The 24,095-nt window shown below is 66.2% G+C and carries 23 protein-coding genes and 1 pseudogene; 11 read left to right on the top strand and 13 right to left on the bottom strand.

Annotated features, from left to right (window positions below; translation table 11 throughout):
* Window positions 1-81 precede the first annotated feature (81 nt).
* Together htpG and A5758_RS13660 are read left to right on the top strand one after the other, a co-directional pair.
* The gene (htpG, locus tag A5758_RS13665) at window positions 82-2,037 is read left to right on the top strand and encodes a molecular chaperone HtpG (protein ID WP_067740754.1); all 1,956 of its coding nucleotides are present in this window, start codon (window positions 82-84) and stop codon (window positions 2,035-2,037) included.
* A gap of 103 nt (window positions 2,038-2,140) precedes the next feature.
* Window positions 2,141-2,356, top strand: coding sequence for a hypothetical protein (locus tag A5758_RS13660; RefSeq protein WP_067208828.1), 216 nt, complete (start codon window positions 2,141-2,143; stop codon window positions 2,354-2,356).
* A gap of 11 nt (window positions 2,357-2,367) precedes the next feature.
* On the opposite strand, the gene A5758_RS13655 is transcribed toward A5758_RS13660, so the two are convergent.
* A complete protein-coding gene (locus tag A5758_RS13655) occupies window positions 2,368-2,907 on the bottom strand; it encodes a hypothetical protein (protein WP_231987312.1) in 540 nt (179 codons plus the stop codon).
* A complete protein-coding gene (locus tag A5758_RS26545; RefSeq protein ID WP_067740694.1) occupies window positions 2,889-3,119 on the bottom strand; it encodes an excalibur calcium-binding domain-containing protein in 231 nt (76 codons plus the stop codon). The genes A5758_RS13655 and A5758_RS26545 overlap by 19 nt, the downstream gene beginning before the upstream one ends.
* Window positions 3,120-3,286: 167 nt before the next feature.
* On the opposite strand from A5758_RS26545, the gene A5758_RS13645 reads away from it, so the two are divergent.
* Window positions 3,287-4,312 (top strand): TIGR03617 family F420-dependent LLM class oxidoreductase, encoded by a 1,026-nt coding sequence (locus A5758_RS13645; protein WP_067740692.1) that lies wholly within the window; start codon window positions 3,287-3,289, stop codon window positions 4,310-4,312.
* Here A5758_RS13645 and A5758_RS13640 read toward each other — a convergent pair.
* From A5758_RS13640 to A5758_RS13630, 3 genes are all read right to left on the bottom strand, one after another.
* Window positions 4,302-5,933 carry an Nramp family divalent metal transporter gene (locus A5758_RS13640; protein WP_067740691.1) on the bottom strand — a complete coding sequence of 544 codons (1,632 nt, stop codon included), beginning with the start codon at window positions 5,931-5,933 and terminating at the stop codon, window positions 4,302-4,304. The genes A5758_RS13645 and A5758_RS13640 overlap by 11 nt on opposite strands.
* The gene (locus A5758_RS13635; protein WP_067740689.1) at window positions 5,930-7,267 is read right to left on the bottom strand and encodes a magnesium transporter MgtE N-terminal domain-containing protein; all 1,338 of its coding nucleotides are present in this window, start codon (window positions 7,265-7,267) and stop codon (window positions 5,930-5,932) included. The genes A5758_RS13640 and A5758_RS13635 overlap by 4 nt, the downstream gene beginning before the upstream one ends.
* Before the next feature lie 198 nt (window positions 7,268-7,465).
* A complete protein-coding gene (locus tag A5758_RS13630) occupies window positions 7,466-8,221 on the bottom strand; it encodes a sensor domain-containing protein (protein ID WP_067740687.1) in 756 nt (251 codons plus the stop codon).
* Between the two features lie 147 nt (window positions 8,222-8,368).
* Here A5758_RS13630 and A5758_RS13625 point away from each other — a divergent pair, with 147 nt between their 5' ends.
* The gene (locus A5758_RS13625; protein WP_067740750.1) at window positions 8,369-8,743 is read left to right on the top strand and encodes a VOC family protein; all 375 of its coding nucleotides are present in this window, start codon (window positions 8,369-8,371) and stop codon (window positions 8,741-8,743) included.
* On the opposite strand, the gene A5758_RS13620 is transcribed toward A5758_RS13625, so the two are convergent.
* The gene (locus tag A5758_RS13620; RefSeq protein WP_067740686.1) at window positions 8,735-9,622 is read right to left on the bottom strand and encodes a DMT family transporter; all 888 of its coding nucleotides are present in this window, start codon (window positions 9,620-9,622) and stop codon (window positions 8,735-8,737) included. The two genes, A5758_RS13625 and A5758_RS13620, sit on opposite strands and share 9 nt — an antisense overlap.
* Window positions 9,623-9,788: 166 nt before the next feature.
* On the opposite strand from A5758_RS13620, the gene A5758_RS26250 reads away from it, so the two are divergent.
* On the top strand, window positions 9,789-10,937 hold the full coding sequence (locus A5758_RS26250) for a TIGR03086 family metal-binding protein (protein WP_231987311.1): 1,149 nt from the start codon (window positions 9,789-9,791) through the stop codon (window positions 10,935-10,937).
* Window positions 10,938-11,163: 226 nt separating this feature from the next.
* Here the strand turns inward: A5758_RS26250 and A5758_RS13610 are convergent, their stop codons facing one another.
* Window positions 11,164-11,553 (bottom strand): hypothetical protein, encoded by a 390-nt coding sequence (locus A5758_RS13610; protein ID WP_067740684.1) that lies wholly within the window; start codon window positions 11,551-11,553, stop codon window positions 11,164-11,166.
* A gap of 195 nt (window positions 11,554-11,748) precedes the next feature.
* On the opposite strand from A5758_RS13610, the gene A5758_RS13605 reads away from it, so the two are divergent.
* Window positions 11,749-12,603, top strand: coding sequence for a hypothetical protein (locus A5758_RS13605; protein WP_156622626.1), 855 nt, complete (start codon window positions 11,749-11,751; stop codon window positions 12,601-12,603).
* A 301-nt stretch (window positions 12,604-12,904) separates the two neighbouring features.
* Window positions 12,905-14,080, top strand: coding sequence for a thiolase family protein (locus tag A5758_RS13600; protein ID WP_067740743.1), 1,176 nt, complete (start codon window positions 12,905-12,907; stop codon window positions 14,078-14,080).
* Between the two features lie 6 nt (window positions 14,081-14,086).
* Here A5758_RS13600 and A5758_RS13595 read toward each other — a convergent pair whose 3' ends face one another.
* The gene (locus A5758_RS13595) at window positions 14,087-14,641 is read right to left on the bottom strand and encodes a hypothetical protein (RefSeq protein ID WP_197503742.1); all 555 of its coding nucleotides are present in this window, start codon (window positions 14,639-14,641) and stop codon (window positions 14,087-14,089) included.
* A 163-nt stretch (window positions 14,642-14,804) separates the two neighbouring features.
* Between A5758_RS13595 and A5758_RS13590 the strand changes: the two genes are divergently transcribed.
* Window positions 14,805-15,548, top strand: coding sequence for a 3'(2'),5'-bisphosphate nucleotidase CysQ (locus A5758_RS13590; protein WP_067740679.1), 744 nt, complete (start codon window positions 14,805-14,807; stop codon window positions 15,546-15,548).
* 520 nt (window positions 15,549-16,068) lie between these two features.
* Here A5758_RS13590 and A5758_RS13585 read toward each other — a convergent pair.
* The 4 genes and pseudogenes from A5758_RS13585 to A5758_RS13570 form a co-directional block, all read right to left on the bottom strand.
* Complete coding sequence (locus tag A5758_RS13585; RefSeq protein WP_156622625.1) at window positions 16,069-16,431, bottom strand: hypothetical protein; 363 nt, start codon at window positions 16,429-16,431, stop codon at window positions 16,069-16,071.
* A gap of 544 nt (window positions 16,432-16,975) precedes the next feature.
* Window positions 16,976-17,972 (bottom strand): annotated as a pseudogene (gene dmpG, locus A5758_RS13580) (4-hydroxy-2-oxovalerate aldolase).
* A 41-nt stretch (window positions 17,973-18,013) separates the two neighbouring features.
* The gene (locus A5758_RS13575; protein ID WP_255377736.1) at window positions 18,014-18,979 is read right to left on the bottom strand and encodes an acetaldehyde dehydrogenase (acetylating); all 966 of its coding nucleotides are present in this window, start codon (window positions 18,977-18,979) and stop codon (window positions 18,014-18,016) included.
* Entirely contained in the window at window positions 18,976-19,614 is a 639-nt protein-coding gene (locus tag A5758_RS13570) for a TetR/AcrR family transcriptional regulator (RefSeq protein ID WP_067203614.1), read from the bottom strand. Before A5758_RS13570 ends, A5758_RS13575 begins: the two co-directional genes overlap by 4 nt.
* Window positions 19,615-19,709: 95 nt before the next feature.
* On the opposite strand from A5758_RS13570, the gene A5758_RS13565 reads away from it, so the two are divergent.
* From A5758_RS13565 to A5758_RS13555, 3 genes are read left to right on the top strand one after another with little or no spacing between them, the layout of a single operon-like run.
* Window positions 19,710-21,296 (top strand): bifunctional 3-(3-hydroxy-phenyl)propionate/3-hydroxycinnamic acid hydroxylase, encoded by a 1,587-nt coding sequence (locus A5758_RS13565; RefSeq protein ID WP_067740676.1) that lies wholly within the window; start codon window positions 19,710-19,712, stop codon window positions 21,294-21,296.
* Window positions 21,293-22,153: an alpha/beta fold hydrolase gene (locus A5758_RS13560; RefSeq protein WP_067740674.1), complete on the top strand. Its 861-nt coding sequence runs from the start codon at window positions 21,293-21,295 to the stop codon at window positions 22,151-22,153. The genes A5758_RS13565 and A5758_RS13560 overlap by 4 nt, the downstream gene beginning before the upstream one ends.
* Window positions 22,150-23,154, top strand: a complete 1,005-nt coding sequence (locus A5758_RS13555) for a VOC family protein (RefSeq protein WP_067740672.1) — start codon at window positions 22,150-22,152, stop codon at window positions 23,152-23,154. Before A5758_RS13560 ends, A5758_RS13555 begins: the two co-directional genes overlap by 4 nt.
* A 33-nt stretch (window positions 23,155-23,187) precedes the next feature.
* Here the strand turns inward: A5758_RS13555 and A5758_RS13550 are convergent, their stop codons facing one another.
* Window positions 23,188-24,093 carry a haloalkane dehalogenase gene (locus A5758_RS13550; protein WP_067740670.1) on the bottom strand — a complete coding sequence of 302 codons (906 nt, stop codon included), beginning with the start codon at window positions 24,091-24,093 and terminating at the stop codon, window positions 23,188-23,190.
* Window positions 24,094-24,095 lie beyond the last annotated feature (2 nt).

Here is a 24,095-nt window from a genome sequence, read left to right as displayed (position 1 = left end):
CGGGCGAACCCCCGGACACGAGCGCTTCGCACCTCGGTAAATTTGAAACGTCATGTCCTGGGAGAAATGTAGGGAATGCCGATGAACGCGCGTGTCGAGCAGTTGGAGTTTCAGGCAGAGGCCCGACAGTTGCTGGATCTGATGGTCCACTCCGTCTACTCCAATAAGGATTCGTTTCTGCGGGAGTTGATCTCGAACGCCTCCGACGCATTGGACAAGCTCCGGCTGGAAGGCTTCCGGAACAAGGACCTCGACGTGGACACCTCCGACCTGCACATCGAGGTCGAGGTGGATAAGGACGCACGCACGCTGACCATCCGTGACAACGGCATCGGTATGACGCGGGACGAGGTCGTCGGCCTGATCGGCACCCTGGCCAAGTCGGGGACCGCCGAACTGCGCCAGCAGTTAAGGGAGGCAAAGGACGCCAAGAACGCAGCCGCCTCGGAGGAACTGATCGGTCAGTTCGGCATCGGTTTCTACTCGAGCTTCATGGTCGCCGACAAGGTCGAACTGCTCACCCGCAAGGCCGGCGAGAGCGAAGCGACCCGGTGGGAGTCGAGCGGCGAGGGCACCTACACCATCGAAGCCGTCGAGAGCGCTCCGCAGGGAACGTCGGTCACGCTGCACCTCAAGCCCGAAGACGCCGAGGATGAGCTGCACGACTACACCTCGGAGTGGAAGATCCGGGGCCTGGTGAAGAAGTACTCCGACTTCATCGCCTGGCCCATCCGGATGGAGGTCGAACGGCGGATCCAGGTTCCTGTGGAGGAAGGCTCCGAAGAGACCCGCGAAGAGGTCGTCATCGATACCGAGACCCTCAACTTGATGAAGGCGCTTTGGGCGCGGCCCAAGGAAGAGGTCTCCGAGGAGGAGTACCAGGAGTTCTACAAGCACATCGCGCATGCCTGGGATGACCCGCTCGAAGTCATCGCGATGAAGGCCGAGGGCACCTTCGAATACCAGGCCTTGCTCTTCATCCCGTCCCACGCGCCGTTCGACCTGTTCAACCGCGACGCCCAGACCGGGATTCAGCTGTACGTCAAGCGGGTGTTCATCATGGGCGACTGCGACCAGCTCATGCCCGAATACCTGCGCTTCGTCAAGGGCGTCGTCGATGCACAGGACATGTCGCTCAACGTGTCGCGCGAAATCCTGCAGCAGGACCGGCAGATCAAGGCGATTCGCCGGCGCCTCACCAAGAAGGTCCTCTCCACCATCAAGGAACTGCAGTCCGAGCGGCCGGACGACTACCGCAGCTTCTGGACCCAGTTCGGCAGAGTCGTCAAAGAGGGGCTGCTGTCGGACTTCGACAACCGGGACACCCTGCTGCAGATATCCTCGTTCGCCTCGACGCACAGCGAGGAGGAGGCGACCACCCTCGCCGAGTACGTGGAGCGCATGAAGGACGGCCAGGAGCAGATCTTCTTCGCCACGGGGGAGACGCGGCAACAGATCCTGAAATCGCCGCACCTGGAGGCGTTCAAAGCCAAGGGTTACGAAGTCCTACTGCTCACCGACCCGGTCGACGAAGTCTGGGTGGGCACCGTGACCGAGTTCGACGGCAAACCGCTGCAGTCGGTCGCCAAGGGCGAGGTGGACCTGAGCTCCGAAGGCGACGAGAGCGAGGCCGAGCGCGAGGAACAGCAGAAGGAATTCGCCGACCTGCTGACCTGGATGAAGGAGACGTTGAGCGAACACGTCAAGGAAGTTCGGCTTTCCAGCCGCCTGACGGACTCGCCGGCCTGCCTGATCACCGACGCCTTCGGAATCACCCCCGCGCTCGCCCGGCTCTACCGTGCGTCCGGGCAGGACATCCCGGTCGGTAAGCGGATCCTCGAACTCAATCCCAACCATCCCCTGGTCACCGGGCTGCGCGAGGCGCAAAAGAAGGCGGACGGCGACGCCGCACTTGCTGAGGTTGCCGAGACCGCCGAATTACTGTATGGCACAGCGCTTCTCGCCGAGGGCGGCGCGCTCGACGATCCGGCCAGATTCGCCGAGCTGCTCGCCGACCGCTTGACCCGGACCGTGTAGTCCAGGATTTGCCAGATCCGCGGGAACACTGTTGCTGTCGGCTTTGTCGGCAAATGGGCGATTAGCTCGATTGAAAAGCCGCTGGCAGGGATAATCACCTCCCATGGCTGAGTTTCGCGTCATCGACCCACGTGGGCGGGTCGTCGCGACGAAGGATTTCGCCAGCGCGGAGTCCGCGCACGCCTGGTTCACCCATTCGATCGGCGGCAGTACCGAGCTGGGTTGGCGCATGGAGGTCAACGACGACGGGCACTGGGCTCACTTCGACGACACCCAAGGCTTTACCGCTCCGGTGAGCCACCGTCCCCCGAGGCGCTGAGCACGCGGGCGTCAGCCGCCGATGACGAAGCAGCGGCCGCTGACGCTGCTGAGCAAGACCTCTTGCACTGCTGACGGCGCGACGCTGGGGAATCCGAACCGGTGCACTTGTTGGTCGGCGGCGATGTCGGCGTCCTGGGATTCGTTGGTCCCATCCTTCTTGCGCACCAGCGCCGTGATCTTGGCCGGCTGGGGCGGGTTCTGCGGGTCACGGAAGTACCACACCTCGATCCCGGCGCCTGAGGAATCGGCGCGCCACCCGTCGGCGTAATAGCACGCCGGATTTCCCTCGGCATCCGGCGGCGGTGGCGGGCATATCGATAAACCGACGCAAGCCGGCGTGCTGGTAGTGGCGGGCGAGGCGACTGAGCTAGATGCGCTCGAGCTCGGAGGCGTCGACGACTTTGTCGCGCTCGAACTGGAGGCGTTGGACGGTGCGACGTGCTGCGATCCGCACGCCATGAGGCCGGCACAGGCCATCGAGATGACGGCGAGCCATCGCACCGTGGGCATGGACATCGAGTGCCCCAGCGTCAGTGGCAGACTTCGCACGCGATGCCGTCGCCGTCGCGATCGAGCGGTGCCCGGTATCCCGGCTGCCCCGCGTAGATCGGGGCGGCGCCGGCGGCGCACGCCGCTTTGCAGTTCGGGTAGTAAACGCTGCCACCCGCCGTCGGTGAGGTCGTCGTCGTGGTTGTCGTCGTCGACGGGGCGGCCAGGGCCGGGGGAGCCAGGGCAATTCCCACTGCGATTGCTCCGGCCATGACCAATCCACGAAGCATGTTCGAAATCCTCCCATTAGCGAAACGGCTGTGGTTGCTGTTGCCTACAGAGCTAACACTGTGCACCGGCCGCCGAGCAAGAGGCGGATATTGCCGGCGCGGTTGTCCCGCTGCCCGAACAGCGCTCGGCCCGACGTAGGCTCCGAGGAATGCAGGTCGACGCGATGACGGTCCCTCAGCCGCTACACCAGATAGGCGACCTGGCCCGGCGAACGCAATCCGCCGGATTCTCCGGCCTGTTGTTCACCGAGACTGGCCGGACGGCCTACCTCAATGCCGCCGTCGCGTCGCAGGCCGCTCCCGGCCTCGAGCTGTCCACGGGCGTGGCGGTGGCCTTCCCGCGCAGCCCCTTCGTCACGGCAGCCACTGCGTGGGAGCTTCAGGAAGCGACCGGCGGAAACTTCCGGCTGGGCCTGGGCACCCAGGTGCGCACCCACGTCGTCCGGCGCTACGGCGTGGCGTTCGAGCGGCCCGGCCCCCGGTTGCGCGACTACTTGTTCGCCGTCAAGGCCTGCTTCGCGGCGTTTAGATCCGGGACGCTCGAGCACCACGGCGACTTCTATGACCTCGACTTCATCACCCCGCAGTGGAGCCCGGGTCCGATCGAGGCGCCCGATCCGAAAGTCGATATCGCAGCGGTTAATCCGTGGATGCTGCGGATGGCGGGCGAAGTGGCCGACGGGGTGCACGTGCATCCGATCGGCGAGCCGGGTTACATCGCCCGTCACGTCCTGCCGAACATCGCTGACGGAGCGGCGAAGGCGGGACGCTCGCCGTCGGACCTCGCGGTGATCGTCCCGGTGATGACCATCGTCGGCGACAGCGACGAAGAGCTCCACAAGCAACGCGAAGTGGTGCGGGCCAGCATGGCTTTCTACGGCAGCACACCGAATTACGCGTTCATCTGGGACCAGGCCGGGTTCGAGGGCACGACCGCCCGGATCCGGGAGAAGCAGAAGGCGGGGGACTTCGCGGGAATGGCGGCCCAGGTCAGCGATGACCACATCGCGGTCTTTGCCACCGAGTCGACGTGGGACGGGTTGGCCGACGCGCTGACGGAGAAATATGCCGGAATGGCCACGCGGCTCGTGCTTTACAATGCCGTGGGCGATCCGGAGCGTTTCGAGCGGTACGGCGAGGTGGCGCGTCGGATACGACAAGCGGTCAGTGACTGAGCTGTATTGCTTTGACCACCAACAGCAATGCGCCGAGGATCAGGTAGCCGCGCAGCGCGATCATGCCGAGACGGGTGCCCGGTGACCAGGTGACCGGTTCCAGCAGGGTCAGGGGTGGCATGCGCCAGGTATTGCGGTCCACTCCGCGTGCCGGGAGGGGTGCCTGGGGCGCTGCGGGTTGCCGGCGGGCCATCCAGCGCAGCGCGGGTGCAGCCGCAGCGGCGAGGACAATCAGGACCAGGGCCAGATAGCCGGCCACCGCGACGACATCGAGTTTGGGGAACAGGGTGGTGGCCATCAGGATTCCGGACAACAGGAGCAGCGTGCCGACGATCAGCCCGGCGACCCCGTTGAGCCAGGGGCGATTGACCCACGGCCCCAACACTTCCCGGTCGTTGCACAGCAGCAGCAGAAAGACGCTGGCGCTGGGCAGCAGTAGGCCGGCAAGGGCCTGAACGGCGGTGGTGATCAGACCGAGCGGAGCGCCCGGTATGAGGACGATGGCCGCGGCCAACACCACCATGGCGGTGTAGGAGAGGTAAAACTGTTTGGCATCGGCGAATCCGCGGTGCAGCGAGTGCTTCAGGCCGAACACGTCACCGAAGGCGTAACTGGTGGCCAGGGTCACCGCGGCGGCGCCGATGATCGAGGCGTCCATCAGGACGATCGCAAAGATCCAGCCGAGCGTTCCCCGATGTTCCCCGAGTAGGTGTGCGGTGGCGCCGGCGTCGGTGAAACCGCCGATGGTGTTGGTGGAACGTGCCGCCCATTCGCCCGTCATCACCAGCGCCGCCGCGCCGATGACGACGACGAAGGCGCCCAGCACGGTATCGGCGCGTTCATAGCCGATGAAGCGCGGGGTGATGCGTTTGTCGACGACGTTGGACTGCTGGAAAAACAGCTGCCAGGGCGCCACGGTGGTGCCGACGATGGCGATGACGAGCAGCACCGCGTCCGAGCTCACGCCACCCGAAATGCGCGGTATCACGAAGGATTTCGTCGCCTGAGCCCACTGCGGGTGGGACATCAGCAGCATCGGGATCTGCAGCAGGGTGACGGCGATGAAGACGAACATGGCGCGCTCCCAGCGCCGGAAGCTTCCGCTCGCCATGATCGCGACCAGTGCCACCGCCGAGACCGGCACCACCACGTATTTGGAGACGCCGAGGTACTCGGCGGCCAGGCTGATACCGATGAACTCGGTGACGATCGTCAAGAAGTTCAGCAAGAACAGGTCGCCCACCGAGAACCAGCCCCAGCCGCGGCCGAAGCGTTCGTTGATCAACCTCGCGTGTCCGACGCCCGTGACCGCCCCGAGCCGAACCACCATCTCCTGGTTGACGATCAGCACGGGTATCAACAGCAGTAGCACCCAGAGCAGGGAGTAGCCGTAGTTCTGCCCGGCCTGGGCGTAGGTGGCCACACCGCCGGCGTCGTTGTCGCCGACCATCACGATGATTCCCGGACCGACGATCGCCAGCAGTGTCAGCAACCGTGTCTTCCACGTCCGTGCGTGCTCGGTTTCGCCGACGCTGATCCTTCCGAACGCGCCCTCGATATCGCCCAGGTGCGCGGTGTCGAGCACCGCGCTGTGGGCCGCCTCTTCGCGACCTGCCGTCACGGCGCGTTACCTCCCGGTACGCGTGCGTTGGGGTCACCGGGTTGGGCGAGCTCGCGGACGGGACGCGGAGCGGGCTCACGCCGGCGCCAGTCTTCGGGGATGGTCGCTTCGAGCACGTCGTCGACGGTGACCACTCCGAGCACGCGGTCCTGTTCGTCCACGACCGGGATGGAGTAGAGGTTGAAATCGGCCATCAACAGCGCGACGTCCGTCAGGTCGGCGTCGGCGGTGACCCGCACCGGGTCCGAATCCATCAGCCGCTCAAGGGTTTCACCGGCCTGGGCCTGCAGCAGCGTGATCACCGAGACCACGCCGTCGAGCCGTCCGTCCCCGTCGAGAACATGCACTTTGATGAGCGCCTCCGGCTGTATGGTGCTGGCGGTGGTGATCAGGCCCAACGCCTCCGCCGCCGTCGTGGTGGCGGCGGCCGATACGAAGTCGACGTTCATCAGCCCGCCGGCGCTTTCGGGATTGAAGCCCATCAAGGTGATGACCTTGGTGCGCTGCGGGCCCGGCATCAGGTCCAGCACCCGCCGGCGCCGCGACTGGCGCAGGTCGGCGATCGCGTCCGCGGCATCGTCGGCGCGCATCCGGCCCAGCAGCGCGGCGACCTCGTTATCGGGCATGCCGTCGAGGAGTCGGCTGGCCTTTTCCGGCTCCAGTTCTTCGAACACGTCGGCTTCGAGTTCGGGATCGCTGCGCACCCGGTCGAGGATCTCGCCGCCCTCGGCCTTGTCCGCCTCCTCGAGGAGGTCGGCGATCTCGGCGGCTTTGAACTCGCCGAACCGGTCCGACAGGCGCCGCACCGCGTCGGAGCGGGTGTCGCCGATCAGCGGTTCGAACGCCTTCCAATCCCGAGCGGCGTGCCCACCGGACTGCTTGATCAGCCCGAACAATCGTGGTGGCCGTCGGGTGTCCACGCGCGTCAGCATCCATCCGCCGCCGATATCTTCCAGCTCCACGTCGTAGGCGCGGATCAGCTCCACGTTGGCCACGTCGATCAACCGGTGGCCCAACACGTCGGCGCGCAACAGCACCTCGCCGTTGCGGCGCTCGAAGCCGCGAAGGTCAACCTTGTTCTTGGTCAACAGGACTCGGTCCGCGGCGTACTCGTCGATGGACTTGTCGCCGATGAACACACGCCGACCGCCGACTCCGGCAACGATCCCGGTCACCAGTGGATACTCGTCGGCGCCCCGCAGCCGGACGATCACGTCCTCGACCCGGCCGACGGTTTCTCCGGCGCGAGCGAGTACCGGCGCGCGCAGCAACTGCGAAAGGTGAATCACCGGCCGCTCCTCGCTGCGTTCGGCCGCCGTCTCCGATGCGCTCATTCGTTCCTCCTCGACACCCCGCGACCGACCCTTCGAGCAGACTGCACGAAACCGGACCGCGACATCGTGTGCAGCTACGGCTTACCGCCAGGATCGGTGGTGGCGCAAGTGGCGTCGCTTGACCGGCCGCAAGATCGTACGCCAGGGTCCCGGCGAGTAGCTACCGCCGAGAGGTAAACGGCAGGCGGCCATCGAGTCTTATTGTTTGCCGACTTTCCCGGCGATTTGATTGGCGATGCTGACGCCACGGTCTCCCGCGTCCTTACGGCACGCGTCGACGTCGATGACGACGTTGTTGCGGACGGTCAGCGCCCGTTGGCAGGGCATGGTTACGTTCACGCCGTTTCGGTTGACGGTCAGGGTTACGGTTGTGCTCAGAACCCCGTTGGCGTTGGCGACCGGTCCCACCTTCCACTGAAGCTCGGGATTGGTGTCGTCGGCGGGGACGGTGTCCAACCGGTTGGCGCAGGCGGGCCATTGCTGCGACGAGGTGGTGAAAAACGCGTTCGCTTGGTCGGGCAACGGGAACAATACGACAAACTGATACACGTCAGCGCTTTCCAGGTCATTCGCACCCGGGGGAGCGGGTGCAAGGTCGTGGTAGCCGTAAACCGCCGTGTAACCGCTGTCCGCATAAACGGGTTCCAGTGCCGCGTGGATGGCGTACTTGCATTCGGCGGGAAGGGTGTAATTGGTGCGTTTGGCGGTGTCTTCTTCCAGCGCGGTTTTCGGTGGGTCACTCGACGTTCCGGTGACGCCCAGCGCGGTGTCGATTTCGGTCGGGCTGAGCATCAGGTCGGGCAGCTGGGCCTTCGTCAGGGCAGCATTGGACGACAACGCCCTGGTGCTGGTGGTGGTGGATGACGAGGCAGCGCCGCCCCCGTCATTGTTGCCGCAGCCGGCGATCAGCATTCCGATGGCCGCAGTGGCAAGAGCCGTTATCAGCTGGCGCATATCGAGTGCCTTCCTACTTGATTCGGCTATCAAGCATTCGCGCACCCCCCGCGCGTCGTCCTATTCAGAAGCTATTTCGCGAATGAAGCGTACGACAGCAGCCGGTTGTCTTGGGCAAGTTCGGTGCCAAACGTTATGTTTCGCGGTGTGGCCGCAGTCGACTTCACATCGGTAGCGCCGATCGTCCCGGTCCTAAATCTGGACACCGCCCTGGATCGCTATCGACGACTCGGCTTCGATGCGCGCCGATACGAGGGACCGGATCGTTACGGCTTCGTCGAACGGGGACCCGTGTCGATCCACCTCACCGAATGGGACGAGCACGACCCGCTGCGCACCGCCGCCAGCGTGTACCTCTACGTCAGCGATGCCGATGCCCTCTATGCGGAGTGGGCGGCGCTGGAAGGCCTCGATGGCCGCCTGATCCCACCGCAGGACACGCCCTGTGGTCTGCGCGAATTCGCCTATGTGGATCCGGACGGCACGGCGCACCGAGTCGGCTCGCGCAGCCGATCAGGCTGATATCGCGGGCTTTTCGTCGGCCGGCGGGGCGCCGGTGGCCTGGCTGTGGGCCAGCGCGATCACCGCTGCGGCCATGACGGTGACCGATACCCCGAGTGCGACTAGGCCGACGTCGTTGGTTCGCAGCGTCTCGCCCAGCACGGTGACACCGAGCACCGATCCGACGACGGGCTCGGCGACGGTGACCGCCGGAAGCGATGCGGTGAGCGGGCCGGCCCGAAACGCCGATTGTTCCCAGGCCGTGGCCGCGATCGCCACCACCACCCACACATACAGTTCGGGTATGCGCAGCAACGCCGGGATGCCGTGGTCGAGTTGGTCGACCACGCCCTTGGTCAACACCGAAAACAATCCCCACAGCGACCCGGACATCAGGCCCAGCAACAGCGCGCCGACCCCGCCCGGGAACATGCGCGCGCCGACGACGCACAGGATCAGCGCCGGGCCCATGACCAACGCAACGATGGTCCACGTCTGCACCGACCCTCGCGGCGTTCCCTCCTGCGGGTCGCCGACGGTCACCACCACCGCAACCGCGGCTGCCAGCAATACGGCCCAAATTCCTTGCCGCACAGTGATTCTCCGGTGGTTTACCCGCGCGCTGATGAGCAGCGCGAACAGCAGCGACGTTACCAACAGGGCCTGCACGAGCACCACCGAACCCAGGCCCAGCGCGGCGGCCTGAAACCCGAACCCCGCGCCGGCCACCAGGCTGCCCGTCCACCATTGGCGATCACGAAGCAACCGGCGAAACAGCGCGAGGGTGCCAACCGGTTTGTCGGTGACCTGCTGGGCGGATCGCTGCTGGATGACGTCTCCGATACCAACCATTAGGGCGGCGGCGACGGCGAGAACCGCTGCGATATCTGTCTTGCCCAAGCGGCCCTCCTGTGTGATCAGCCGACGTCAGGTCTGGCCTTTTTGCCGGTCCAAGGACTTGCGACCCTAGACTTCTGGACGGTACGCGGCCGACGGTAGCGGAAGTTTTCCCGCTAGAACTTTAGGAGGCTGCCGCATGATCAGCCGAAGCCTGAGACGTGCGCTCGTGCCGCTGCCGGCCATCGCCGCCGCTGTTGTCGCGGTGCTGTATCTGCTCTTGCTCGGCTGGGGAATGCTGATGCGCATACAACGTGTCAGCGACTGGACGCGCCAACTGACCAAGCGGGGGAATCCCTATCTGCGCGCCGTCGCCGGGACCCGGCTGGGAATGTTCTACTTCAACCTGAGCGCACTGCGCCACGTCGGCCGGCGCAGCGGCAGAACGTATGTGACGCCGCTGAGCGCTTATCCGCTCGGCGATGGTTTCGTGCTGGCGGCGGCGTACCCCCATGTTGACTGGCTGGAGAATGTGCTGGACGCCGGCAAATGCAGTTTGACATGGAACGGCAGCGAGTACGCGCTCGAAAGACCCGAATTGATCCCCCGCGCGGAAGCGATGAGGGCCTACCCGCGCCTGGTGCGGCCCTTCCTGGCAGGCGCCGCGGGACAGAATAAGTTTGTGTTTCTGCATCGCGCTGAGGGGCCGGACGCACTGCGGTCGCAGAGTGATTCGGTGCACCCCGGCACCACAACGCCGAATTCGCCTGCTGGCAAGGAGATACAAGGAATGGACAACACGACCTCCGGGATCGGCGTGATGGCTATCGAGGCGCTCGATCTACTCATCGATGCCGTCGACCACATTTCACCGGACAGCTGGGACCAGCCATCCAACCTCGAGGGGTGGAGCCTGCGCGAGCTGGTGGGTCACGTCACCGGCAGCGCAGCGAAAGTCGTGACGCTCGTGGAGGACGGCGAGATCTGGGGAGGTCCCTCGCAGCCTTCCGACTGGATATGCGAGAACCCGGCGGCGCGCCTTCGTGAGCTGGCGACGCGGCTACGAGACGCCTTGCCGGGCGCCGAGTTCGACGGGATGCGGACGTCGCCGGAAGGTGAGGTTCCGTTGCATCGGGCCCTGACCTATCCCGTCTCGGACTTGGCCATGCACGCCTGGGACATCCATCGCTCACAAGGGCGGCTGATCGAGCTGCCGGAGGACCTGCTGGCGCTGGGCCGCGGGCTGGTGGAATCGGCGCCGGAACAAATGTTGCGGCGGCCAGGTGGCTTCGGTCCGGCCCAAGCCGCGCCCGCGGATGCGACGCCGACTGCCCGGCTCATGGCATTTCTCGGGCGCTCAGTCGACGTCGGGGCGTGACTACACTTGCGGCACAACCTGTTTCCGATATTGACTCCGTCCTCCTGTCGCAGCGGCCACGCCAGCCCCCCGCCGGGTGATGCACGAGTTGCCCGCCTCCGAGCAACAAAATCGGGCGACGGAATTTGGAGGCGGCCCACCCGGCGCATTGTCGCTGAGAGGCCGGCACTTCGGACATCCCCTCCGGCGGGGACGGCTGTGGTGCAGGTGACGACGACGCGGGACGTCAGCTGTTGCGGCTGATCTTGAGGGCGGTGGTGATCATCGGAATCTGCATTGGCAGGCGGGCCAGCGCGGCGATCCGCATCGGCCAGGGCTTGTTCCACCACAACCTGCACATGTTGACGTTCGCCGGGAACACCCCGATGAACAACACGGCCGCCGCGAGCGCGGCCATTCGCCGGGTGCGTCGTGGCAGCAACGCCGCTCCGACGCTCAGCTCGGCCACCCCCGACGCGTAGGTGTAGAACCGCGCGCTGCCGGGCAGCTCGGCGGGAACGATCGTGTCGAACGGTTGGGGTGCCACGAAGTGCAGCGTCCCCACGCCGAGGAGCATCGCCGCGACTCGGTAAGCGGCAAGTTGGGTGGTGTCGCGCTGAGCCAGTGGTGCGGTCATCGATCCATTGTGTCGCAAGCTTGTGGTAGCTCATCAGTCGCCCAGCGACCAGGTCCCAGCGTCCCGAAACTGTAGGGAAACCCCTGATGCGCTGGAGCTGGCCTGCTCAATAGGGTCGTGTCGTCTGACGCCCAGCTGAAACCGAAAGCGCACCCGGGCAGCGGCATTAGGACGGTGAACTCGAAAGGACCTCTCATGTCCAGGCTCATGATCATTCGGAAAGTCGGACCGGTCATGGCCGCGGTGATTGGCGTTGCAGGGACATCGCTGCTGCCGGTCGCGTCCGCGGACACGCTGTCCAACGGGCTCACCGTGGACTGCAAGCCAGACAGCGATGTCCACGTGACCTGCATCATTGGCGGCTGTGCACGAGTGAACGGCGATTACGTCATCGACGCCGTCCATGTGAGGGTTGAAGACGGGGAGCAACACGAATACCCGTTCAAGTGCATCAACGGGCAGACCGCCAGGCAAGGTTATGACGTATACGCAACTGGCCCCCACGCCGCGGACCGCAAGATCAGCGTCCAGGGCTGCCGCAAAAACGACCTCTCGTCAGACTGGTGTGGCCCCTGGGCGGACTACCACTACACAAGTGCGCCCAAACCTGCCGCGCCGGCTGCCCCCGCCCCGGCGCCGGCGCCGGCGCCAAACGCAAACAACCCCGTCCATTGCACAGCCGGGTACACCCTGCCGCCGGGCTCGGATTGTTCCAAGACTCCCAATCCCAATCCGCCTCCGGCGCCGGCGCCGGCGCCAGTGACCAACGCGATCCAATTGACGTTCGGTCCTGTGAGTGGCAATGGCCTTACCGGCAAGAGCATCACCGCGACGGTGACGAACTCATCGGCACTAACGGCGAAGTGCACCTATGACTCGGCCCCGGGCGGCAATCACCTCGACTTCACCGTTGGGCCTAATGCAAGTACGGCCCTGCCCTTTGACGGCTTCGGGTTTCCTGTCAACTACCACGTGGTGGTCTCGTGCCACGACGCCAGCGGTAAGCAGACTCAGGAAATCGGTCACGCGGAGACGAATGTGACGTTCTAGTCGCCAGTGAACCCTGAACCGGAACTTCGGTTCTCGACGCAACGAGCGCGGTCGACCCGCTGGTGCCATGTCAGCCAGGGAACTTCTTCGTCAGCGCGACGTTGGGGACGTCGCTATCCCGGTTTCGCTTCGTGACGCGGTGCTTCGCAAGGAGTGACTCATGTGGGCGGCGCCCATCCGCAGCCTGAACTTAGGTCGGTACTATTGCGCATACAGTATTTGATACGATTCGCGGCGCGGCGTCCGACCGCACATCCCGCCAGTGCTGCCGACCGCAGCCAGACCGTTCGAGGTTGAGAACATGGCTACACCTGTCATTGTCGGAGCAGTGAGGACGGCGATCGGCCGCTCCTTCAAGGGCACGCTCGTCAACACACCGCCCGAGACGCTGATCACCGCGGTGCTTCCCGAGGTGGTGCGCAGGTCCGGCGTCGACCCGTCGGCTATCGACGACATCATCTTCGCCGAATCACATTACGGCGGTGGGGATTTGGCGCGGTATGCGGCCACCGCAACCGGTATGGACCATATTCCCGGCCAGTCGGTGAACCGGCACTGCGCGGGCAGCCTGACCGCGATCGGCAACGCCGCGGCCCAGATCGGCTCAGGGATGGAACGCGTGCTGATCGCCGGTGGCGTGCAGTCGTTGTCAATGACGCCGCTGACCAACTGGCGCATTCCCGGCCCGGAGCTCAAATTCGAGGAGCGCTGGATGCCACCGACCCACGTCGAAACCCCGGACGCGCCCGCGAAAGACATGTCGATCACCGTGGGCTGGAACACCGCCCAGGCGGTCGGCATCACGCGCGAGGAGATGGACGCCTGGGCCGCCCGGTCACACCAGCGCGCGATCGCGGCCATGGACGCGGGGAAGTTCGTCGACGAGATCATCCCGCTGAAGATCACCCAATTCGACGGTTCGGTCACCGAATTCTCCGTCGACGAGCATCCGCGCCGGGACACCACCGTGGAGAAGCTCGCCGCGCTGAAAGTGCTGCACCCGGAGATCGAGGGATTCTCGATCACGGCGGGCAACAGCAGCGGTACCAACGACGCAGCCGCGGCGGTGGCCCTCGTCGACCGCGACTATGCCGCCGCCGAGAACCTGAACGTGATGGGCACGGTCCGGGCGTGGGCGGCCGCGGGTGTCGCCCCCAGGGACACCGGCCTGGGAGCGGTCAAGGTCATCGGCAAGGTGCTGCAGCGGGCCGGTCTGTCGGCCGGCGACGTGGCGCTGTGGGAGATCAACGAGGCGTTCGCTTCCGTGCCGATCGCGGCGTGCCGGGAGTACGGCATCGACGAGGAGAAGGTGAACTTCTCCGGTAGCGGCTGCAGCCTCGGCCACCCCATCGCGGCGTCGGGTGCGCGCATGGTGACCACGCTGGCCTACGAGCTGGCCCGCCGGGGCGGCGGCATCGGCGTCGCGGCCATGTGCGCGGGCGGCGGCCAGGGCGGCGCCGTGGTGATCGAGGTCTAGCAACCGTTAGTTGCAGTACGTGTAGCCGATGAATTGGGTGCCGCGGGTGTCGCCGCTCGAATAGTTGGCGAAATGCACCGCCGGCTGCCCGTTGTACTGCGTGTTCATCTTCTGCACGTTCGGTGGCGGGGCGCCTTTGGGGAAGGACAGCACCATGTCGGCGAAGATGTTCAGGCCGACCTGGCAGATCGCCTCGCGTCGCGGCGGTTGCGGATTCCAGGCGTGTACGACGACCGGCTCGGTCAGCTGATACCCCACTGCGCAATTCGGGTCGCAGACCTTGAACACGGCCGTGCCGGTCCCGTCGGCGCCCTGCGGCCCCCACGAGCTCCACGACATGTCTTGCAGCGCAATGGCAACGCTGGCGCACCCCAGCACGTTGAGCCGCTTCGGGCGCTCGACCGGCGGAACGGACAGGTTGTAGCAGCCCGGGATGGCGAAGCTCTGCGGTGGTGCCGGCTGGGCGGTAGGAGGCCCCGCGCCGTGGTTGCCCTGCGCCAGCTTCATCCCCACAAAGGCGAGTACGCCGCCCAGCGCGACCACCGAGACGATGCCGACCACGATCAGACGCCCCCGTGGAATGCGTCGCAACCGGCTCAATAAAGGAACGTTGCCCCCGCTCACATTCACCAGATTACGGCCGGAACTTTCCTGCCGGGGTGGGGCCCGTCAGCGTTGTCCTGGCAGGGTAAAGTTGGTCAACGCTACCAAGTTAAGGATTGTGATGGCCCTGCAACTGACGGACGACCACGAACTGGCCGCACGGTTGGCCACCGAGGCCGGGCGGCTGTTGCTCACGGTCCGCGAAGAGTTTGCAGACGCCGAAGCGAGCGAGCGGAAAGCCGCCGGCGACAAGCGATCCCACGATTTTCTCATGGCGGCTCTCACCGACGCACGGCCAGAAGACGCGGTGCTGTCCGAGGAGGGTATCGACAATCCGGTCCGATTGCGCTCGCAGCGGGTGTGGATCGTGGATCCGCTGGACGGCACGCGGGAATTCTCCGAGCCCGGACGCGACGACTGGGCCGTGCACGTCGCGCTGTGGGAGGCCGGCGAACTTGTTGCCGGTGCGGTGGCGCTGCCGGCGCAGGGCATCACCCTGGCCACTCCTGAGGTCGATTCCCCGCCCGCGGCGCCGGGCAAGCCGCGCATCGTGGTGTCGCGCACCCGCCCGCCCGCCATCGCCCTGGCCGTGCGCGACGCGCTCGACGGGGTGCTCGTGGAAATGGGTTCCGCCGGCGCCAAGGTGGCTTCGCTCGTCCAGGGGCTGTCCGATGTGTACGTCCACGCCGGCGGCCAGTTTGAATGGGACTCGGCCGCCCCGGTCGCGGTGGCCCGCGCCGCTAGTCTGCACACCTCGCGCATCGACGGTTCGCCGTTGGCGTACAACCAGCCCGACCCGAAGCTGCCGGACCTGGTGGTCTGCCGCCCCGAACTCGCCGCAGCCGTCCTCGCGGTCACCGGCTGACATCTAAGTCTTCCGCGGCGCGGTCGATGGCGCGCAAAAATGTAGTGAAACCCCTGATGTGACGGATGCTCCCGGGCCATAGCGTCGAATCTCGTAACGCTTACTCACCGGAGAGGAATCCGAACGTGTTCAGGGGTCAAGTCTTGGCGGCCGGTTTGTCTTTGTCTGCGGTCATCGGCGCAATTGCGGTAGGCGTTCCGGCGCTGGCACCCGCCGACGGCGGGTGCCCCAACGATCTCGTCCCACGCAACGCGCGTCCGGGCGATCAGGTGTGCGTTACCAAACAAGTTGCCGCTGAAATCGCACAGGAGAATGCCAACGCTGCCAACGTCCGGGAGCCGACCGGGGGCGCATACGGGCCCCAGACCTGCAAGTCGGGATATGTCTGGCGCGAGGCCTTCGACGGGGATGCGGTGTGCGTCGTTCCGCAGCGCCGCCAAGAAACGTGGAACGAGAATGCCGGTGCGGGGTACGGCCCAACCGGCGGGAATCCGTATGGGACCAGGCCGCCGGACGTGACTCATCCCAACGTCCCGGTCGTTCCGTTAGGGCCGAGCCAGCCGGCAGGCACCCCACCCCTGCCGACGCCGGGGGCTCCACCACCGGGGTCGCCCGGGCAATCACACCCGCCGGCGCCCGGCGCAACCACTCCCAATGCTCCACCGAACAACGGAACGACCCCACGCCCGACGAACGACGTCACGACGCCACTGCCGAGTCCCAAGGCGACGACGACCCAACCGCCGACGACGACGATGACGATCCAACCGCCGTCGACGACGATGACGATCCAACCGCCGACGACGATGATGACGATCCAACCGCCGACGACGACGATGACGAAGAAGCCGGCGTGCGACCCCAAGGTCGATATCTGTGTCAATTAGCCCTTCTGCGGATCAAAGTCAAAAACATTGGGCTATAGAAAAGTTGGCCCCAATGTTGTCGGCGGAATCTTGGCTGTGACCGTCACCGTCGTTGGATACGCGGGGGGCGGAACGCCCGGAGGGTACAGCTTGATCTCCACGTCCACCGCACCGGCGCCGCCCGCGATTCCCTTGACACCGAACGCCCAAGGGTACGTGCGTGTGGGAACCAACTCGGGATCAATTGGCTGTTCGGCCAATATTGAACTGGTTGCCTGTCAGGCCGCGGCGAACAAGTGGCCGATGACCCAGAGTGGGCGGCATTACCATACCGTTAGTATTACCCCTTGATGGCCAATTACAGTGGTTTGAAGCCGATCTCGGCGCTCTCGAGGGCCGCATAACACTCAATTTCCAGGCCTACTCAGGAATGACCGCAGCGGCCACGGCATGTCCGTCAGCGATCAAAGCGTCGCACCGTTCTGAACATCAAGGCATCCGAGAGTATAGGGGCAACCCTGATTCGCGACCGAAGCGTGAAAGTAAGGTCGAGAACGAACGTTAGGGGTCCTTATGACGGCGAATGTCAAGCAAGTGAGCACCGGTGAGGTCGAGGGCGATGTCGACGAGCATGTCCTCCTGGCCGCCCACCATCCGGCGCCGACCGGCCTCTTCGAGCAGCGTGCGGGCGTCGATGCCGAACCGGGCAGCGGCCGCCTCCGCGTGCCGTAGAAAGCTGGAATACACGCCCGCGTAGCCGAGAGTCAAAGTCTCGCGGTCCACCCGCACGGGCCGGTCTTGCAGCGGCCGGACGACGTCGTCGGCCGCGTCCTGCAACCGATGGAGATCGCAACCATGGTGCCAGCCAAGGCGGGAGGCCGCGGCGATGAAGACCTCCAGCGGCGCGTTTCCGGCACCCGCTCCCATGCCCGCCAGGGATGCGTCGACTCGGTAAGCGCCGTGCTCGACGGCGGTGATCGAGTTGGCGACGCCCAGCGACAGGTTGTGGTGGGCGTGGATGCCGATTTCCGTTGTGGGTAACAGGGTTTGGCGGAGGGCGTGGACTCGGTCGCCGACATCGCGCATCGTCATCGCGCCGCCCGAGTCCACGACGTAGACGCAGGTGGCACCGTATCCCTCCATCAGCTTGGCTTGGCCGGCCAGACCGGCCGGACTGGTCATGTGGCTCATCATCAGGAAGCCGACGGCGTCCATGCCCAGGCCGCGGGCGGCGGCGAGATAAGGCGCGGCGATGTCCGCCTCGGTGCAGTGGGTGCCGACGCGCATGACGGTTGCGCCCGCGCGCTGCGCGTCCCTGAGGTCGCGCAGAGTGCCCACGCCCGGCAGAAGTAGCGTCGCGATCTTCGCGTGGTCGACGGCCGCGGCGACGGCCTCGATCCATTCGGCGTCCGTGTGCGCCCCGAACCCGTACACGCAGCTCGAACCCGACAACCCGTCACCGTGAGCGACTTCTATCGAGTCGACCCCCGCTTCGTCGAGTGCCCCGCGCGATGATGGTGGCCTGCTCGATGCTGTACTGGTGGCGCACCGCGTGCATGCCGTCGCGCAGGGTCACGTCGCTGACATAGATGTGTTGGGTCACGTTGTGGCACCGACACTTTCGGCGGGGTGCATGGCACGGAGAGCCAAGCGCTCTGCGGTGGCCTTAGCGGCAGAGGTCATGATGTCGAGGTTCCCGGAGTAGGCGGGCAGGTAGTCGCCTGCGCCGGCCACCTCGAGCATCACCGTGACGCCGGTGCCCGTGAACTTGCCGGTTTCAGGAATGTAGAGCGGATCGTCGTGGCCGAAGACCTCGAATTGCACGTCTTGCTTCAGCCGATAGCCGGGCACGTATGCGGCGACCTGGCCGACCATGTCGAGGATTTCGTTCTCGATCGAGCGGTGGTCGACGTCCCCGTCGACGAGGCAGTACACGGTGTTGCGCATAAGCACCGGGGGGTCCGCGGGGTTGACGATGATGACGGCCTTGCCGCGCTGCGCACCGCCCACGACTTGTACTGCGGTTGAGGTGGTTTCGATGAACTCGTCAATGTTGGCCCGGGTGCCCGGGCCGGCGGACTTCGCGGAGATCGACGAGACGATCTCGGCGTAGGAGACGATTCCCGACTTGGCGACGGCCGCAACGATCGGCACCGTTGCCTGCCCGCCGCAGGTCACCATGTTGAGATTGGGTGCGTCGAGGTGGTCGTTCAGGTTGACCACGGGCACGCACATCGGGCCGATCGACGCGGGCGTGAGGTCGAGCATTCGGATTCCGGTGGCTTGCAGGGCCGCCCAGTTGGCGCGATGCGCGTTGGCGGAGGTGGCGTCGAAGGCCAGCTTGATGCGGGCAAAGTCCGGCATGCTCAGCAACCCGCCGACCCCGTCGGCGATGACGGGCACGCCCATTCGCCGCGCCCGGGCCAGTCCGTCCGAGTGTGGGTCGACACCCACCATGGCGGCCACCGTGAGCGGGCCGTCGCTGCCCAGGATCTTGAGCAGCAGGTCGGTGCCGATGTTGCCCGAGCCGATGATGGCCACCGGCCACTTTTGGGTCGGGGTCACTTTGCGTTCTCGGCGGCCATGCGCAGCGCGCTGTCGTAGAGGGTGCTCGCGTGCAGCTCAAACAGCGCCAGCAGGTCGACCGAATCACCGCCGATCTCCTTGGCGACGAACAGGCCATCGCCACCGGCGAGGGCGTAGGTGGCCAACTGGTGGACCTGCGCGTCGGTCAGCCCAGGGACGAGGTCCCCGATGGCTAGCGTGAGCGTCTCGAACGCCTGGGCGCGCACGGCGAGGAACATGGCACGCGCCCGCGGCTCGACCGGCCGGCGCTCCAGCGCGAGCATCAGACCGAGGCGCAGGAAGTCGGGGGAGTCGAGCAGCGCCTTCGCGATCTGCATAACCATCGAGACGAGCCGCTCCCGCGCGGTTCCTTCGGCAGGCATCTGCCATGCCGAAAGCCAGTGCGCGAAGCTGCGTTCGATGACCGCGGCGATCAGGTCATCCTTGTCTTTGAAGTGCCAGTAGATGGAACTGGCCGGCAGGCCGCACTTGGCGCTGACCAGTCCGATGCTGGTGCCCTCGTAGCCGCGCTCGCTGGCGATCTCGGTGGCCGCGTCCAGGATGCGGCTTCTGGACGCTTCGCCGTCGACGCGGCGGCGCCTGTTCGACTTTTGCGGCTTGTCGTTAGCGGCCACTGAAACTCCTTGCTGGAGGCCCTTGACTCTGTAGTGATCACTACATTACCGTAGCGATCACTACAGAACAAGCCCGACACGAAGGCGAGAGGGCAATGAACGAGCACCTGACCTATGACGTGGCGGTGATCGGCTATGGGCCCACCGGCGCCACCGCCGCGAATCTCCTTGGCCGCATGGGGCTTAACGTCGTCGTCATCGAGCGCGACCCCGATGTGTACGGTCGCGCGCGGGCCATTTCGACCGACGAGGAGGTGATGCGGATCTGGCAGTCCGTCGGTTTGGCGGACCGGTTGCAACGGGACATGCTGCCCGACCGGCCGTTGGCGTGGGTCGACGCCGACGGGGTGCCGTTCGTCGAAACCACCATGACGTCCCGGGGCTGCGGGCATCCGCCGCAGCAGTTCCTGTACCAGCCCGCGGTTGACCACGTGCTGCGGGAGGGCGTCGCCCGGTATCCCAACGTCGAGGTGTTGCTCGAACACGAATGCTTGCGCGTGATCAACGGCGACTCGACCGTCGAACTGATGCTCGCCGACCTGCGCACCGACGCCTTCAAACGCGTGAAGGCCTCGTACGTGATCGCCGCCGACGGCGGAGCGTCGCCGACCCGTGCCCAACTCGGAGTCGGATACGAAGGACGCACATACGCCGAACGCTGGGTTGTCATCGACACCAAGGTGATCCGCGAGTGGGACGGTCACGACCGGTTGCGCTTTCACTGCAATCCCGCCCGCCCGACGGTGGACTGCCCGACCCCGCTGGGGCATCACCGCTGGGAGTACCCGGCCCGAGCCGGAGAGGACGAGAAGCGACTCGTCACCCACGAGGCCGTGTGGGAGGTCCTGCGCGAGCAGGGCATCACCGAGGAGCAGGTGAAGATCCTGCGTGCCGTCATCTACAGCCACCACGTGCGCGTCGCGGATCGCTGGCGCGTCGGGCGGGTCTTCCTGGCCGGTGACGCGGCGCACGCCATGCCGCCCTGGATCGGCCAGGGGATGTCGGCCGGGGTGCGCGACGTGGCCAACCTGTGCTGGAAGCTAGCGGCGGTGGCGCGTGGGCAGGCGCCCGATGCACTGCTCGACAGCTACCAGGTCGAGCGCAAACCCCACGTCACCGAGGTCACCCGCCGGGCGGTGCGCAACGGACGCCTCATCACCGAGCGCCGAAAGGCGTTGGCATTCTTGAGAAACCATTTGCTGCGCGCGCTGACGCGGCTGCCCGGCGTGCTCAAGGCGGGGCAGGGCCTGATTTGGATTCCGCCCGCGCACTACCCCGACGGGTGTTTCACCACCGAGGCGCATGCCGCGGTCGGTTGGCAGCTGCCGCAACCCTGGGTCACCGACACGACCGGTAAGAGGTTGCGGGCGGACGATGTCCTCGGCGGGGGCTGGGCCGTCCTGCACCTCGGTGTGGCGCCACCGGGCGCCGATCGGTGGGCGCGGCTGGGCGCTCGCGCCCTGGCCATCCAGGCCGGCGCGCCGCAGGGCGGTGCGATTCGCGACGACGACGGCACGCTGACCCGGTGGCTTCGGAGCAAGAAGGCGGCGGCGGTGGTGCTGCGCCCCGACGGATTCGTGTTCGCCGCCGCCGGCGAGGGCCGTCCGCTGCCGGCGCCGCCGAAGGACTTCACCGACCTGACGTCATCCCTCCCCGCCACCCCGATCGGAGTCACCGCATGATCGCCACACAGCTGAACGAGCGGACCGTCAGCGTCGCCGGTAAACCGATCTTCGTCTCCGAGACGGGGAGCGGACCGGCCGTTGTCATGCTGCACGGCGGCGGCCCCGGCGCGTCGGGAGTGTCGAACTATTCGCGCAATATCGACGCTCTCGCAACGCATTTCCGACTCATCGTTCCCGACATGCCCGGCTACGGCAGGTCGGTCAAGGGCGTCGACCAAGACGATCCGTTCGGTTACCTGGCCGACATGATGCGCGGCCTCCTAGACGAGCTCGGCGTCGATACCGCCCATCTCGTCGGCAACTCGTACGGCGGCGCGGCGGCCCTGCGGCTGGCCCTGGACACCCCGCACCGCGTCGGCAAGCTGGTCCTGATGGGTCCGGGCGGGATCGGCACGACGAGGGGCCTGCCCACGCCCGGATTGCGGAGCCTGCTGTCCTACTACGGCGGCGACGGCCCGAGCCGCGACAAGCTCGCGACGTTCATCCGCACCTATCTGGTCTACGACGGTGCCTCGGTGCCCGAGGACTTGATCGACCTGCGCTACCGCGCGTCGATCGACCCGGCGGTGGTCGCGGATCCGCCGCTGCGCCGCCCCTCCGGCCCAACGGCGCTGCGCACGCTGTGGCGAATGGACCTCACCCGAGACAGCCGGCTGCGGACCCTGATGACACCGACGCTCGTCCTGTGGGGCCGCGACGACAAGGTGAACCGGCCATCGGGCGGCCCCCTGCTGCTCAACGCGCTGCCGAACGCGGATCTGGTGATGACCTCGCACACCGGGCACTGGATGCAATGGGAACGCGCCGAACTGTTCCACCGTCTGGTCATCGACTTCTTGGAGAACGAGCGATGAGCCCGTCGGTTTTCGGCCGGGTCCACCTCGGTTACGTGGTGATCGAGACGCAAAAGTTCGGCGACTGGCGACGATTCGGCCGCGATGCCATCGGCATGCACTGCGACGACGGGATGACCGACGCCATGCGGTTCCGCCTCGACGACAACGAGTGCCGGTTTTTGCTGCAACGCGGCCCCGCCGAAGACGTCACCGCTATCGGCTGGCAGCTCGACGACCACGACGCCTTCGACACCGTGCTCGCGCGCGTGACGCAGCATGGTGTGCCCGTGGCCGAGGGCACCGACGAGGAGGCGGCGCTGCGCGGCGTGGAGCGGCTCGTCCGGTTTCCCGGGCCGAACGGCTTGACCCAGGAGGTCTTCACCCGCGCGCGTCCCGGCATCGCGCCGTTGCGCATGGTGGCTTCTAGCGGGTTCGTCACGGGCGCAGCGGGTTTGGGGCACGTGGCCGTCGCCACCACGAAGCCTCATCAGCTGCGTGGCTACTACGACACGGTGTTGGATGCGCGGTTGTCCGACTACATCGACGAGACGATCAGCGGCCTCAGATTCAAGATCCGCTTCCTGCGATTCAACGAGCGGCACCACACCGTGGCGATCGCTTCGGTCAACCGGCTGAGGCTGAACCCGATCCGCACCCGGGTCCAGCACGTCAATGTCCAGGTCGCCGAACTCGACGACATGACCGCCGCCTACCAGCGCGTCAAGCAACTGGGTTTCCGGATGGCGCTCGGGGTGGGCCAGCACACCAACGACAAGGAGCTGTCCTTCTACGCCGTCACGCCGTCGGGGTTCGAATGGGAAGTCGGCTGGAATCCGATTGTCGTGGACGAGGCCACCTGGGAGCCCACCACCCACCAGGGCATCAGCATCTGGGGCCACACTCCAGAGGGGCAGACGATCATCGACAAGCTCACCCAGTTCAAGACCGGTGCCGCGTCGCTGCTACACAACGAGGACGCAGTTCCGGCTCTGGCCGGGGCGGGCATCCCGGACCACTGATCGACAGGGGAGGGTCAACACCCGCTGACGCGGTCAGCGCAGCGCCTGCTGCCAGGACAGAATGCGTTCGGCCAGTTCGGGTCCGGCGTCTTCTTGGATGAAGTGACTGGCGCGGATGCGGGCGTGCGGCTGACCAGCGGCGCCGGGGATGTGCTTGATCAGCGGACGGTCCGCCTGGCCGAGGATGGGGTCCCGGGCCCCGAAGATGGCGAGGAAGGGCTTGTCCCATTGGCCCAGCGCTTTCCAGGCGGCCCTATTGGCGGGGATCGCCGGATCGTCCGGGGAGGTGGGCACCAATTGCGGGAAGGCGCGGGCCCCGGCCTGATACGTCTTGTCGGGAAACGGCGCGTCGTACCCGGCCCGCACCCGGGAGGGAACGTGGCGGACGGTCCCCATGGAGACGATGCGGCCGGCGGGCAGCACGGGGGAGTAGCGCGCGAACGCCCGCCAGACGTGGAAGGCGGGTGGAGTGGGTCGGTCCGCGGTGGGCAGGAAGCCATTGGCCACCACGAGTCGAGCGAAGCGGTCGCCCTGCTCGGCGGCGATGCGCAGCCCGATCAGCGATCCCCAGTCCTGCACGAACAGCGTCACGTCCTTGAGATTCAGGCGCTCGAACCAGGCGGTCACCCATTCGACGTGCCGCTGGTAGGTGTAATCCTCCATCCGGCTGGGCTTGTCCGAGCGGCCAAAACCGATCAGGTCGGGCGCGAGCACGCGGTTTCCGGCGTCGGCCAGCGGCTGGATCATCGTCCGGTAGAGGTAGCTCCAGGTGGGTTCCCCATGCAGCAGCACGATCGGCGGTCCATCGGCCGGGCCCTCATCGAGGAAGTGCATGCGCAGCGGCTGGGTGTCGCTCGCCGCCACGTCGAGGTAGTTCGCTACGAACGGATAGCCCTCCAGGTTTTCGAATCGGGAATCCGGGGTTCGTAGCACATGCATAT

Origin of the sequence: Mycobacterium sp. 852014-50255_SCH5639931 (assembly GCF_001665605.1) — a bacterium.
GTDB lineage: Bacteria > Actinomycetota > Actinomycetes > Mycobacteriales > Mycobacteriaceae > Mycobacterium > Mycobacterium paraffinicum.
The sequence above is the reverse complement of the archived record's forward strand: the minus strand, read 5'-3'. Positions and strand labels throughout refer to the sequence as shown.

Coding starts and splice junctions, on each gene's coding strand:
- htpG (WP_067740754.1), top strand. CDS start 82: ATGAACGCGCGTGTCGAGCAGTTGGAGTTTCAGGCAGAGGCCCGACAG.
- A5758_RS13660 (WP_067208828.1), top strand. CDS start 2,141: ATGGCTGAGTTTCGCGTCATCGACCCACGTGGGCGGGTCGTCGCGACG.
- A5758_RS26545 (WP_067740694.1), bottom strand. CDS start 3,119: ATGGCCGGAGCAATCGCAGTGGGAATTGCCCTGGCTCCCCCGGCCCTG.
- A5758_RS13645 (WP_067740692.1), top strand. CDS start 3,287: ATGCAGGTCGACGCGATGACGGTCCCTCAGCCGCTACACCAGATAGGC.
- A5758_RS13635 (WP_067740689.1), bottom strand. CDS start 7,267: ATGAGCGCATCGGAGACGGCGGCCGAACGCAGCGAGGAGCGGCCGGTG.
- A5758_RS13630 (WP_067740687.1), bottom strand. CDS start 8,221: ATGCGCCAGCTGATAACGGCTCTTGCCACTGCGGCCATCGGAATGCTG.
- A5758_RS13610 (WP_067740684.1), bottom strand. CDS start 11,553: ATGACCGCACCACTGGCTCAGCGCGACACCACCCAACTTGCCGCTTAC.
- A5758_RS13605 (WP_156622626.1), top strand. CDS start 11,749: ATGTCCAGGCTCATGATCATTCGGAAAGTCGGACCGGTCATGGCCGCG.
- A5758_RS13600 (WP_067740743.1), top strand. CDS start 12,905: ATGGCTACACCTGTCATTGTCGGAGCAGTGAGGACGGCGATCGGCCGC.
- A5758_RS13590 (WP_067740679.1), top strand. CDS start 14,805: ATGGCCCTGCAACTGACGGACGACCACGAACTGGCCGCACGGTTGGCC.
- A5758_RS13565 (WP_067740676.1), top strand. CDS start 19,710: ATGAACGAGCACCTGACCTATGACGTGGCGGTGATCGGCTATGGGCCC.
- A5758_RS13560 (WP_067740674.1), top strand. CDS start 21,293: ATGATCGCCACACAGCTGAACGAGCGGACCGTCAGCGTCGCCGGTAAA.
- A5758_RS13555 (WP_067740672.1), top strand. CDS start 22,150: ATGAGCCCGTCGGTTTTCGGCCGGGTCCACCTCGGTTACGTGGTGATC.
- A5758_RS13550 (WP_067740670.1), bottom strand. CDS start 24,093: ATGCATGTGCTACGAACCCCGGATTCCCGATTCGAAAACCTGGAGGGC.